11 protein-coding genes are annotated in these 12,918 nt (G+C 55.6%); 3 read left to right on the forward strand and 8 right to left on the reverse strand.

Annotation, left to right across the window (positions count from 1 at the left end; genetic code table 11):
* Positions 1-25: 25 nt before the first annotated feature.
* Both AC5EFR_RS09405 and acnA read right to left on the reverse strand, forming a co-directional pair.
* Positions 26-898, reverse strand: coding sequence for a DMT family transporter (locus AC5EFR_RS09405; RefSeq protein ID WP_493575587.1), 873 nt, complete (start codon positions 896-898; stop codon positions 26-28).
* A gap of 672 nt (positions 899-1,570) precedes the next feature.
* The gene (gene acnA, locus AC5EFR_RS09410) at positions 1,571-4,255 is read right to left on the reverse strand and encodes an aconitate hydratase AcnA (protein ID WP_493575588.1); all 2,685 of its coding nucleotides are present in this window, start codon (positions 4,253-4,255) and stop codon (positions 1,571-1,573) included.
* Between the two features lie 224 nt (positions 4,256-4,479).
* Here acnA and AC5EFR_RS09415 point away from each other — a divergent pair, with 224 nt between their 5' ends.
* Entirely contained in the window at positions 4,480-5,187 is a 708-nt protein-coding gene (locus AC5EFR_RS09415) for a DUF1223 domain-containing protein (RefSeq protein ID WP_493575589.1), read from the forward strand.
* Here AC5EFR_RS09415 and AC5EFR_RS09420 read toward each other — a convergent pair.
* The 4 genes from AC5EFR_RS09420 to purB all read right to left on the reverse strand — a co-directional run bounded on the left by AC5EFR_RS09420 (position 5,151) and on the right by purB (position 8,835).
* Positions 5,151-6,089, reverse strand: a complete 939-nt coding sequence (locus AC5EFR_RS09420) for a lysophospholipid acyltransferase family protein (protein WP_493575590.1) — start codon at positions 6,087-6,089, stop codon at positions 5,151-5,153. The two genes, AC5EFR_RS09415 and AC5EFR_RS09420, sit on opposite strands and share 37 nt — an antisense overlap.
* A 67-nt stretch (positions 6,090-6,156) precedes the next feature.
* Positions 6,157-7,206 (reverse strand): flagellar motor switch protein FliG, encoded by a 1,050-nt coding sequence (locus AC5EFR_RS09425; RefSeq protein WP_493575591.1) that lies wholly within the window; start codon positions 7,204-7,206, stop codon positions 6,157-6,159.
* A 103-nt stretch (positions 7,207-7,309) separates the two neighbouring features.
* The gene (locus AC5EFR_RS09430; protein WP_493575592.1) at positions 7,310-7,465 is read right to left on the reverse strand and encodes a carbohydrate-binding module family 14 protein; all 156 of its coding nucleotides are present in this window, start codon (positions 7,463-7,465) and stop codon (positions 7,310-7,312) included.
* A gap of 62 nt (positions 7,466-7,527) precedes the next feature.
* The gene (purB, locus tag AC5EFR_RS09435) at positions 7,528-8,835 is read right to left on the reverse strand and encodes an adenylosuccinate lyase (protein WP_299929027.1); all 1,308 of its coding nucleotides are present in this window, start codon (positions 8,833-8,835) and stop codon (positions 7,528-7,530) included.
* A 588-nt stretch (positions 8,836-9,423) separates the two neighbouring features.
* Here purB and AC5EFR_RS09440 point away from each other — a divergent pair.
* Positions 9,424-9,822, forward strand: coding sequence for a DUF6314 family protein (locus AC5EFR_RS09440; RefSeq protein WP_493575593.1), 399 nt, complete (start codon positions 9,424-9,426; stop codon positions 9,820-9,822).
* A 128-nt stretch (positions 9,823-9,950) separates the two neighbouring features.
* Positions 9,951-11,255 (forward strand): DUF3422 family protein, encoded by a 1,305-nt coding sequence (locus tag AC5EFR_RS09445; RefSeq protein ID WP_493575594.1) that lies wholly within the window; start codon positions 9,951-9,953, stop codon positions 11,253-11,255.
* Positions 11,256-11,385: 130 nt separating this feature from the next.
* Here AC5EFR_RS09445 and AC5EFR_RS09450 read toward each other — a convergent pair whose 3' ends face one another.
* Together AC5EFR_RS09450 and AC5EFR_RS09455 are read right to left on the reverse strand one after the other, a co-directional pair.
* Complete coding sequence (locus tag AC5EFR_RS09450) at positions 11,386-12,435, reverse strand: YeeE/YedE family protein (protein ID WP_493575595.1); 1,050 nt, start codon at positions 12,433-12,435, stop codon at positions 11,386-11,388.
* Positions 12,436-12,642: 207 nt separating this feature from the next.
* The coding region (locus AC5EFR_RS09455; RefSeq protein ID WP_493575596.1) for a GFA family protein at positions 12,643-12,918 on the reverse strand (276 nt) is incomplete at its 5' end.

The raw sequence follows: 12,918 nt of genomic DNA on the forward strand, positions 1-12,918 counted from the left end.
CGTGATCCCTCAAATGCTGTGCGATTTATTGCTGGTGCTTGCCGCGCCACATGATGAAAAGCCCCGAGGCAACAACAATCGCACAACCCGCCATCGTTTGCCCGTCCAAGCTCTCACCAAATAGCACAACGCCAAGCCCAAGGCCGAACAACAAGCGTGTGTAACGAAACGGCGTGACACTGGCCACGTCACCGGTGCGCATCGCCCGCATGAGGGCGCTATAGGCCAAGACTCCAAAACCAACCGCCGACATCATCATCAGGGTTTGTTGAATACTCATACCGACAAAGCCGCGCTGTTCCCAAAGCGTATAGAGAGCGCCTGCGGCAATAATTGCGACAAATCCAAAGACGCCAAGCACGGTTGTGCTTAGGGATTTGGGCGCGGCGCGACTGGCCAAATCGCGTCCGGCAAAGCCAAGCATCCCAAGCACCGCCAAGATTGAGAGAGGGGAAAAGCTCTCTGGTGTGGGTTTGAGGATCAGCAAGACGCCGATCAGGCCAACAAAAATAGCGCTCCACCGACGCCACCCGACTTGTTCCCCAAAGAACAAGGCGGCCCCAAGAACCACCACCAAGGGCGTGGCCTGCAAGATCGCGGTGGCGGAACTTAACGGTGTCAGAGCCAGCGCGAGGACGTAAAACAACCGTCCTGAAATTTCGAAGACAACCCGGATGCGCATTGGTTTTGATAGGACGTCGCGGGTGAAGATCACGTCCCCTTGCCACAATGCCCAAAGCCCGAACACGACCATGCCCCCAAGGCCAAAGAGCACAAGAACCTGAGCCACGGGCAAGCCCTGGGCCGCGGCTTTGATGGCGGCATCCTCAAGCGCAAACCCGGCCATTGCAGCAATCATCCAAAGGCTGCCGATGAGGTTTTCGCGGTGGAGGGACATAGATGTCTTTCAGGTGTGGGGCGGTGATTTAGTTAGGAAATGACCAAGGTTCACGCTCGCGACAGGCTTTGATCGATCGTCCTTCGGTCCAAGTGACTTGGTCGTTGTCGGTTTTCCATAGAACCCAGTGATAGGTCTGGCAAGACGGTCCGCCCCCTTTGGCATATACCGCCAAAGAATAGCCGTCAGGGGCAGTTCCGTTTTGCTGTGTCTTGGGAAAACCATGCGTGTCCAGGCACTGATCGATCTTGCGTTGGGGTACGAAGCCGCGCTTTTTGGGGTGGCAAACCCAGCGCGCCAATGACGTCAAACGTCGCGTGATATCATCCGATTCTGATTGAGAAAAACCATGCCACCCTAGACGGGATATGAAGGCGTCTTGGCTGTCACTTTTCGCGGCTATCTGCACAATCCGTGCATTGAATGCGGCTTCGCCTCCGATTGTGATGAAAGGGGTAAAATGAAGGAATAGCAAAAAAGGGACACAGAACGCAACGAGCAACATTTTCAGGCGATCTTCGATTTTGGCTCGGTTTGAAAGGCCTAAAACCATCACATATTCTTTGAAAAATCGCGGCTTGAAAGGGTGGTTGGCTCGTCGTGGCGCATGAAGATAACCATTTTAAGCACCTTCATGCATTTTTTTGCATGCCGTGGGTTCAATCCAACGCCTTACGACTTGGCCAAATCGCGCAGCACGTAGTGAAGCACCCCGCCATGCTCGATGTATTCGATCTCAATCGCGGTATCGATCCGGCATTTCAGGGTGATCTCTTTGACCGTTCCGTCGCCCATGGTGATGGTGCAGGGCACGTCTTGGAGCGGTTGCACAGAATCCAATCCGGATATCGAAACGGTTTCCGCACCGGTGAGGCCAAGGGTCTTACGCGTGTCACCGCCGGTGAATTCGAAGGGGATCACCCCCATCCCGACAAGGTTGGAGCGGTGGATGCGCTCAAAACTTTCGGCGATCACCGCCTTGACCCCCAATAGGTTCGTCCCCTTGGCTGCCCAGTCGCGCGACGACCCGGCCCCGTATTGCGCACCGCCAAAGATTACCAAGGGCGTGCCCGCCTCTTGATAGGCCATAGCCGCGTCAAAGACCGAGGTCTGTTGACCATCCGGGCCTTTGGTAAAGCCACCTTCGACGCCATCAAGCATCTCGTTCTTGATGCGGATGTTGGCGAATGTGCCGCGCATCATGATCTCGTGGTTGCCTCGACGCGAGCCATAAGAGTTAAAGTCACGCGGGGCGACCTGACGCTCGGTAAGATACTGACCGGCCGGGCTTGATTGCGCAAAGGAGCCCGCAGGCGAGATATGATCGGTGGTGATCATATCGCCCAGAACCATCAAAACCTTGGCCCCGTCGATATTGCTAATGACGCCCGGCTCGGCCCCCATGTCGTGGAAATAGGGCGGGTTTTGGATATAGGTCGATTGGGCCGGCCAATCATAGGTTTCCTGATCCGGCACCGACACGCCGCGCCACTTTTCGTCGCCTTTGAACACATCTGCATATTTTTCAAGAAAGGCGTCGCGGGTCACGGTTTTCTCGACCAGCTCGGCAATTTCTTGGGTGCTGGGCCAAATGTCCTTCAAAAAGACGTCGTTACCGTCTTTGTCTTGCCCTATAGCGTCTTGGGCGAGGTTGATGTCCATGGTTCCGGCAAGCGCATAGGCGACGACCAGAGGCGGCGAGGCGAGGTAATTGGCACGCACATCCGGCGAAATGCGCCCTTCAAAGTTGCGGTTCCCCGACAGGACCGAGGTCGCCACAAGATCGCCCTCGGCAATCGCATCGCTGATTTCTTTCTGGATCGGACCGGAATTGCCGATGCAGGTTGTGCAGCCGTAACCGACCAGATTGAAACCAATCTTGTCGAGGTCCTCTTGCAATCCAGCCGCCTCAAGATAGGCGGACACCACCTGTGATCCCGGTGCCAAAGAGGTCTTGACCCAAGGTTTGCGATCAAGGCCAAGGGCGGCCGCCTTGCGCGCCACCAGCCCGGCACCAATCATCACATAGGGGTTTGAGGTGTTGGTGCACGACGTGATTGACGCGATAACAACCTTGCCCGATTCCATCGTGTACTCTTCGCCCGCAACCGCGACTTCCTTGCCCATTGGGCGTTTAAATGTGTTGGCCATCTCATCGTTAAAGGCCACGTCAGCGCCATCAAGAGCAACAAAATCCTGTGGGCGTTTGGGGCCGGAAATCGCCGGAACGATGGTGCCCATGTCCAACGTCAATGTGTCGGTGTAGATCGGCGCATAGTCCGCCCCGCGCCAAAAGCCGTTTTCCTTGGCGTAGGTTTCGACAAGCTGCACGCGCGCCTCATCCCGGCCGGTATTGCGCAGGTAACGCAGGGTTTCGCCATCAATCGGGAAGAAGCCACAGGTCGCACCGTATTCGGGGGCCATATTGGCGATGGTGGCCCGGTCCGCCAAGGGCAAGCTGTCCAACCCTTCGCCAAAGAATTCAACAAATTTGCCGACCACCCCCTTGGCGCGCAGCATTTCGACGACCTTGAGAACCAAGTCGGTGCCGGTGGTGCCTTCGACCATTGCGCCGGTGAGTTCGAACCCGATGACTTCGGGGATCAGCATCGAAATCGGCTGGCCCAGCATGGCGGCTTCGGCCTCGATCCCGCCAACACCCCAGCCCAGAACCGCGACGCCATTGACCATAGTGGTGTGGCTATCGGTGCCAACCAGAGTGTCGGGATAGGCAACTTGATCACCGTTTTGATCGGTATCGGTCCACACGGTTTGGGCGAGGTATTCAAGGTTCACCTGATGGCAAATCCCGGTGCCGGGGGGCACCACGCGGAAATTGTCAAAGGCGGTTTGACCCCATTTGAGGAAGGTATACCGCTCCATATTGCGTTCATATTCGCGATCAACATTCATCTGAAAGGCGCGCGGGTTGCCGAATTCGTCAATCATCACCGAATGGTCGATCACCAGATCGACAGGCACCAACGGGTTGATTTTGGCGGCCGAGCCTTTGAGCGCGACAATGCCATCGCGCATGGCTGCAAGGTCAACAACCGCCGGAACGCCGGTGAAGTCCTGCATCAAAACGCGCGCAGGGCGATAGGCGATTTCGCGTGGATTTTTGCCGCCGTTTTTGCCCCAGTCTGCAAAGGCTTTGATATCCTCAACGGTGACGGTCTTGCCGTCCTCAAAACGCAGCATGTTTTCCAAAACCACTTTGAGTGCAGCGGGCAGCCCGGAAAAATCACCAAGCCCCGCCTCATGTGCGGCGGGGATGGAGTAGTAGGAAACCGACTGGTCACCAACTGTGAGAGTTTTGCGCGTCTTGGCGCTGTCCTGGCCTACGGTAATGGGCATGATAACCTCCGATGGGATCGTGACGTGACATGATTTTATCTTTGCCTATTGGCACCGTCAAAAGCGGACGGTTGGCCCATTCAATATGGCGGTGCGCCGTTGATTTACCAAGGGAGTTTGCTTAAACTCGATCCGGTTTTCACGCTGCAGTCGCAAATAGGTGATTGGCACAACGGGCCGCTCTCTTTTACACCAAAGGGACAGAGTCGGAGAATATAATACCCATGCGCAAGCTCATCCCTCAGATCATTCCCATGACAGTGGCCGCCTGGACGGCGTTCTCAGGGGCGCTTTGGGCGCAGGAAAACCCAGTGGTGGTAGAGCTTTATACGTCGCAAGGCTGTTCATCTTGCCCGCCTGCTGATGCGCTTTTGCACGAGTTGGCAGGGCGCGATGATGTGATTCCCTTGGCGCTCCATGTCGATTATTGGGATTATATTGGCTGGAAAGATGTCTTTGCCAAATCGCAATTCACCAAACGCCAGCGTGGTTATGCCCGTGCGGGTGGATGGCGTACCATTTACACGCCGCAAATGGTGGTGAATGGGGCCGAAGACGTGGTTGGCTCACGTCCGATGAAGGTCACGGATTTGATCCGCAAACATGCTAAACGTGCGCCGCGCGTTGATCTGGATATCACGCGCCAAGGCGGCAAGCTTTTGATCAAAGCGACGTCATTGCAAACCGGTGAGCCTTGCGACATTCACATCGTGCGCTATGAGCCGCTTGAAAAAGTCAAAATAACCCGTGGTGAAAATGCCGGTCGTTCGCTCACCTATAGCCATATTGTCAAGGATTGGCAAAAGGTTGCGCGTTGGGACGGCCAGGGGACTTATGAGGCCAGCCTGTCGCTTAAGGGTGACGAACCAGTGGTCGTTATCCTACAGGAACCCGGTCACGGCGACATTGTTGCGGCGGCGCGCTTGCGCTGACGCCGGGCCTGGCGTTCGGGTTTCCAACGCCGATGAATCCACATCCATTGCCCCGGATGTTTTTCGATTTGTGCCTCTAACCGGCGGGTGGCTTCGCGCATCATTTCCATTGGATCTCCATGGGCAATGGGCTCTTCCAAGACGGTGTTGAAATGATAGCCGCCCTTTTGGCGCACACCGAATATCGGCACCATCAACGCATCGGTGCGCAGGGCGATTTCAGCGGCAGACATCATGGTCGGAGCGGGTTTTCCTAGGAAGTCGATCACAGGAGCCGAGCTGTCATAGATATCGAATAGCAAGACCGCCATTCCACCTTTTTTGATATGCTTGATAAAGCCAAGTGTACCTTTGCGTCCTTGTTCGAATACCGGCTCGCAAATATCCCGCATATTTTTTGCATAGTGTTCATTGAAGTAGGGGTTTGACATAGGGCGGATCAACCCACCGACTTCAAAACCACGGGCAATCAAAGAACAACGGCTTCCCTCAGCGGCACCAAAATGCCCCATGACAAACATGACAGGGCGTCCCTTTGCCCGCGCTTTTTCCACCTCAGCAAGTCCGGGGCCGCTTATGTTGGCATTTGCCCCGCGGGCAAGCAATTCGGACGTATCGTAGTTTTCGATAAAGGCGCGGGCGACGTTGTCGATGACGTCTTCGGCCAATTGTTCGCGTTTGTCCTGTGGGTAATCAGGCCAGACGTGATCAAGGTTGTCATACACCCGCTGATGCCAGCCCACCAAAGGCGACACGCATCGTCGAACAACCCAGCTGACCAGTCTGAGACGTGTTTCGACGGGAAAACGCAATGCAACCCAGATGAGCCCCCGAATGGCGCGATCTGTGATCCAGTCTTGCCAGCCGCCATGTTGGCGCTTTGCCTTTTTTGATTTTGCCAAAACGGGCCTCATTCGATGTTGAGGCTTGTTTTAAGCGCTGGCGGGGGTGGCGGCAAGCGTTGCTGGTTTATTCCTCTTCATCCGGGTTCAACAATTCGATCTCACCGACATTGACCAAGTCGCGGATTGCGGCGACCACTTCGGTCATAGCCTTCTCACCAATTTTGGGTTTCACGGCCCCTTTGGCGTCGGCCTCTTCTCGGATGTTGTCGGCCATCCGTTTTGACATGTTTTCCAACAAGAAATCACCGGCGCGCTGTTCTTGTTCATTGCCATCACTGGCCGCAGCAATCGCAGTGGCAAGCGATTCCGGTTTCACATCACGGGTGATTTTGGGCACATCAATGGCGTTCAAACGCTCAGGGATATTGCCAAAGGTAAAGATGGCTTTGCGCACCGCATTGGCAAAGGTTTCGTCCTCTTTCTCCAAATCGCCAAGCAACTCTTCTCGCACTGCGGAGTTCGAGTAGTTCAGGATGGAGCCCAGCCGTTCCTCTGGTTTGGCTTTGAAGGCTTTCGGGGGCTCGGCATCCAGCTGTGCGGCAATGGCAAGGCCAATTCGGTCAACCGCATCCGGGGTCACGCCGGTTGTCATTGAAACGGCATAAGAAATGCGGCGCGCTTTGTCACCGGGCAGTTTGGCCAAGACCTGAGCGGCTTTGCCGACGTCAATTTTTGACATCATCACAGCGGCAACTTCGGTGGCTTCAGAATTGACCAGCTCCTCAATCCGTTCAACATCTAGGGCATTGATCCGCTGCCAGGGATCACCGGTTTGACGCACGCCCGCCTCTTTGCGCAATCGCATCGCTGTGCGTGGGCTGATTTTTCCGTCCAACGCCGTCAAAGCACCGGCCATATCCCCCGGAAAAGACAAGCCAATTTGTTCGAGTTCATTTGAGAACTCTTCAATCACGTTATTGAGCGTCTCGCGATCAACATAGCGCATGTTACCCATCAAAAGGGTAAGCTCTGCCTGTTGGTCATCAGGCAGATCCGTGAGCGGAATATCCGCGTCTTCGTTCAGCAAAAACTGAACCACAATCGCGGCTTTGGTTTTGCGCGACAAGCCAGCCGGAACAGAGCCAATAGGGCCAGGAAGAGCAAGAGCTGTCATTGCGGTCCTCTTAATCGCAGGGAAGTTGCAACAAGAGGTAACGCCGATAGGTTTCTGGCGCGTTAAGCTTGTTTGCCTAAATCGCCAATTTTAAACAAATGCGTCAGCTAGAGACAGGTTTGCAGCTTTGCGACGCGGCATCAAAAACCGTGCCTTCGGCGCAGGTCATCATTTGGGCATGATTGGATGAGCATTCAGCCGATGCTAAAACCGGCGTCAGGGCCAATGCCAGAACAGAAAAAACAGTTTTGAATGTCATTTTGCGGTTCTCCTCCGGGGGATGATCCCCGGAGGATACCATAAATTCGCTATTTTGCGAAATTAGTCTTCGCCGAACACGCGGGCAAAGATCGTGTCGACGTGTTTGGTGTGGTAGGCCATGTCGAATTTTTCATTGATCCCATCGGTGCCAAGCGCCTTGACCACGTCTTCGTCGGCCAAAAGCTCTTCGCGGAAATCAGTGCGGAATTCCCAGACTTTCAACGCGTTGCGTTGAACCATGACATAGGCATCTTCGCGCGACACACCCGCCTGGGTCAGGGCCAGCAACACGCGCTGTGACATGACAAGACCGGGGAACTTGTTCATATTGTCGAGCATGTTCTCAGGGAAGATCAGCATTTTCTCGATAACGCCGGTCAAACGGGCCAGTGCGAAATCAAGCGTCACACAGGAATCAGGGCCAATCGCACGCTCAACTGAGCTATGCGAAATATCGCGCTCATGCCAAAGCGCGACGTTTTCCATCGCCGGGATCACCGACATGCGCACCAGACGTGCCAAACCGGTGAGGTTTTCGGTCAAAACTGGGTTCTTCTTGTGCGGCATCGCCGACGAACCCTTTTGACCCATCGAGAAGAACTCGGCACCTTCCAGCACTTCGGTACGCTGCATGTGACGGATTTCGATGGCGACGTTTTCGATCGAGCTGGCGATCACACCGAGGACAGCAAAGAACATCGCGTGGCGGTCACGCGGAATAACCTGGGTGCTGATTGGTTCGGGGATCAGGCCAAGCTGATCACAGACATGCTCTTCGACGGCAGGGTCGATATTGGCGAATGTGCCAACTGCACCAGAAATCGCACCGGTGGCAATTTCGGCCCGTGCATCGCGCAGGCGCGATAGGTTGCGATCCATTTCGGCGTAGAAACGCGCGAAGGTCAGACCCATGGTGGTCGGCTCGGCATGGATACCATGGCTGCGGCCAACACGAACGGTATCTTTGTGCTCAATCGCACGCTTTTTCAGCGCAGCGAGCAGCTTGTGCATATCTTCGATCAGGATATCGGCGGCGCGCACCAACTGAACATTCAGGCAGGTATCGAGCACGTCGGAGGAGGTCATGCCTTGGTGGACAAAACGTGCCTCGTCCGAACCAACATGTTCGGCCAGATGGGTCAGGAAGGCGATGACGTCATGTTTGGTGACAGCTTCGATTTCATCAATGCGGGCGACGTCAAATTCGACATCCTTGGCTTTCCAAACTGCGTCGGCATTTTCTTGTGGGATCACACCCAGCTTGGCCTGTGCGTCACAGGCATGGGCCTCGATCTCGTACCAGATGCGGAATTTGGTTTCAGGGGACCAGATGGCAACCATGTCGGGGCGGGAATAACGCGGGATCATTGGCAAACCTTATTGTGAGTTTTTGGGGCGAGCGGGGGCGTCATAAACCGACACCGCCAATGTCACAAGGGCAGGGGGCTGAGACGGATTGCCCTGATCCCATTTTATTTGCTGTCTTAGGGTCTGAAGCTTAGGCAAGATGCTGGGGAGGTGTTTTGCTTTGGTCGGGGGGGACGGCGAAACGGGCCACCTCTAAGGGGCGACCCAATCGACAAAAACCCATTCGAAAAAGCAAAGACAAGTCAAAGGTTTTGGAGAGATAGAGAGCCTTGTGCGCTTTGGATGAGTTGGTCTGAAGACAGGCTGGCAAGGAGGTGCTGTGATGTGTGAGGGGACTGCTGAACCGAGGCGGTCAGCATCCAGATCGACAGTAAAAACAGGCTGCGCGAGAGATGAGAAAACATGATTTTGATCCTAATAGACTGCTCATGGGGACCGTTTCTTTGCGGCCTGTTTCTGGTATAGACAGTCCGATTGGCACAAATGCGGAGAATTTGAGGTAATTGTGTCCAATATGTAAACGAAGTTTTAATAAAGGTGGCTTTAGCCAATGCCAAGGCAATCTGTGTTGACTAAAGGTATAAGCATTTGAGGCGGTTAAGCGACTTTCTAGGCGCTTGGCACCTGGAACGAGACATTGTGCAAGCCGATGGCGGGCGGGCTCGGTTTGAGGGCACGGCCCGTTGGGAGCCCGATGGCGAGGATGCCAATTATCTTGAAATGGGACACTTGGTGATGCCCGGCCAGGGGCGGTTTCACTCAGAGCGCCGCTATCGCTGGGGCGGTGATCTGCGGGTCTATTTTGACGATGGCCGATACTTTCATACGGTCCCCGCGCAAGGCGGCGACAGCGCACATTGGTGTGATCCCGATCAATATGATGCCTCTTATGATTTTGGCCAATGGCCGAATTGGTCGTGCCAATGGACGGTGCGTGGCCCACGAAAAGACTATGTCATGACAAGCCGTTACCGCCATGTTCCGTGAAATGGGAAAGGTACATGAAAGATGCGGTATACAATTGTATTCTTGTAAGATGTTGAAATAAAACAAATTCCTCCTTTACAAGCTGGCGCGCACTGCGCATGTTCCGGCAAACTGCAAAGGTTTCGCCCATGCCCCCGATCCAAGATCATCCGCTGCGTTTCAAATTGGCCAACGAATTGCATGCGCGGCCGTTCCCGTCGCTGAGCGCACCGTGTCGGGCGATTTATTTGGCCATCAAGCAGCCAAAAGAGGCTGCGTCGCGGGACCGCTCAGAGGATTTGACCCATTTGATTGCTTTGCTGGATCGCTATGGCGCGGCGCATCCACAACCGGGGGCGACGCATTATTCCGGGCAAATTGGCCAGCACATGTTGAAATGGGAACAGCACACTGAGTTTGTGACCTATACTGTTTTCCTGTCAGGGCTTGGTGAAAAGCCGTTTGACCCCAGTGACTTTAACGTGTTTCCAACCGATTGGTTGATGGATGCGCCCGGCGTGCGCGTGACGTCGGCGATGCTACGAATTGTGCCTCGTATGGCTGACAAGGACATTGATCGACACTTGTCAGATTGGTTTGTTCCCGAAAGCCTCGCCGTTAGTCAGGTACTTGGGGATGACGCGGTGATCGCCGGGGATTTCCGCATTGACCCGTCGGGACATCAGAGGTTTGCGGTGTTTGTGCGCGATAGCGTCGGTGAGCGTCGCGCCGGGCGTATCGCGCAACGGCTCTGTGAGATCGAAACCTACAAAGCCATGTCGATGCTTGGCTTTACCCGTGTGCGCGATATTGGGCCACGGCTCGCCGAAATGGACGGTGAGCTTATGCGGCTCATGGAGTTGATGGCCAATGATGATGGTCAAGAAGAGGCGACGTTGCGCGCGCTTTTGCAAGTGTCGACCGAATTGGAAAGCCTCTCGGCGCGCACATCGTTTCGGATGGGGGCCAGCGGGGCCTACGAAGCAATTGTCCATCAACGGATTAAGGTGCTGCGCGAAGAACGTTACAAAGGCCGTCAGACCTTTGCCGAGTTTATGATGCGCCGCTATGATCCGGCGATGCGCACTGTTAAAAGCGCCGGAGTGCGCTTGGACAGCATGGTGCAACGCGCCACCCGCGCCGCGGATTTGTTGCGCACACAGGTTGAGGTCGGGCGGTCGGCGCAGAACCAACAATTGCTACACAGCATGAACCAACGCGCCGAGTTGCAATTGCGGTTGCAAGAAACCGTCGAAGGGCTTTCGGTGGTCGCGATCAGCTACTACGCCGTGTCCTTGGCGGGCTATCTTATGTACCCCTTGGCGGGCGCGATAGGGCTTTCTAAGGGGATGATGACCGCGCTTTTGGTGCTGCCGGTTGTCGGGGCGGTGTGGTGGATGATCCGGCGCATCAAACACAAGGTAGAGGCGGGCGGCGATCAGGCCGGGCCGTAAATCTAATGGCTGTCTTTGGGGGGAGGTTTCTAGTTTAGCCGTGCCGCGAATGTTGGGGAAGGGGGCCAGCCCCCTGCGCGTCAAGGCTGGTACCCCCGGGATATTTCGGGAAAGAAGACGTTTTGGCGGGTTACTCCGCAGGGACTGCCGCTGCTTGAGACGAGCGGGACAGTGCTGCGTTTGTCGCCAAAGCACCGGCTGTGATCGCGGCAAGTGTCAACAGGGCGGCAACGGAGAGCGTTGGAATGCCAGAGAGACCGGCACCGATGGTGCACCCTCCCGCCAGCACGCCCCCGATGCCCATCAGAACCGCACCGGCCATATAGCGTAGGGTTTCCGGCGCATTTCCAAAGCTCTGCCATGCCAAGCGACGCCCGGCGGCGGCGGAGAGGAAGCTCCCCAACAACGTGCCGCCAATCAGGCCAAGGCCGAAGTTTGCCGGGATAGAGGAGGCGGCGACAGTCCAAAACAACGTGTCTGTCCAAGGTGAGGTGAAGGCAAGGCTTTCCATCGCGACTGGATCGAAGTCATCATAAAGGATGTAGCCGGTTCCAACCCAACCAAGTGGCACAAGCGCGCCAAGCAGCACAGCGAGGATCAGGGTGGTAGGACGATTGCCAGAGCGCAGGCCAATGGCCAGAGCGGCCAAGGCGATCACGCCGGACCAGACCAACGCCCCACCGGGAAGCACGGCAAGGCTAATCGCGTCGCCCATGTCATAGGTGATGCTGGTCAGAGCCGTGCGTACCGGAGCCAAGGCCCCCTTGAGCGTCGCATGGGCGATGATGGCAAAGAGGACCAAAACGCCAAAGGCACGCAGGTTGCCAGTTGCGGAGAGAACCGTCAGGCGCGAAGCACAGCCGCGAGTCAGGATCATCCCAGCGCCAAACATCGCTCCACCGATCAGGATCGCGACATAGGGGAGTTCGGATGTCATGAAACGATGCTCATCAAAGGCAATCAGCTCGGCGGCGGCGGCGGCTTGAGTGCCGATGATGGCCACGGCAAGGGCGGTCATCCAAACACCCATCGCTTGTCTGCGATCTTCACCGACCAAACCACGGCGGAAACAGAATTTGGTGCGCTCTGCCAACACGCCAAAAAGCGCCCCAAGGATCAGGGCGAAATAGACTGCAACCTGTGGTGCGGTCAGCTCTTCAAAGCCAAGCGATTCGAACATGACGGTCTCCGGGTTTGGAACAGCGTTCCGTTTGACGGTCAAATATCGCTTTGGCAAGCCTCTTCCATGCACGCATTCGCATATTTGTCGGGATGCGGTTCTGTTTTTCTGGATTTTTGCAGGGGGATGTTCTGCGGTTGAGGCGTTGGCAAGGTCAAAGGTTTCGGTCTGGACGCAAGCGTCACCGCCTGCATCCTTATTTATCGGTCACCCCGGATGATGGGTGAACTGCGGTGCGTCATCGCCAATCGCCGACCACTCGGGTTTCTCGGAGGTGAACTCATGGAATTTGACCGGCAGGGTGATCTCGTCATCCAACACATGTGCCGAGATTGGAAAACTATCGTCATCCGACAAGATCTCACCAAGGCCTGTGCCGCAGATTTTACAAAAACATCGCCTGTATGTGTAGGCTTCAGTCGGTTCAAACACTGTTATCGCCTCACGGCCTTGCAAAAGCGTCAGATCGGCCTTTTTGACAAA

This window comes from Pelagimonas sp. (genome assembly GCF_058892305.1).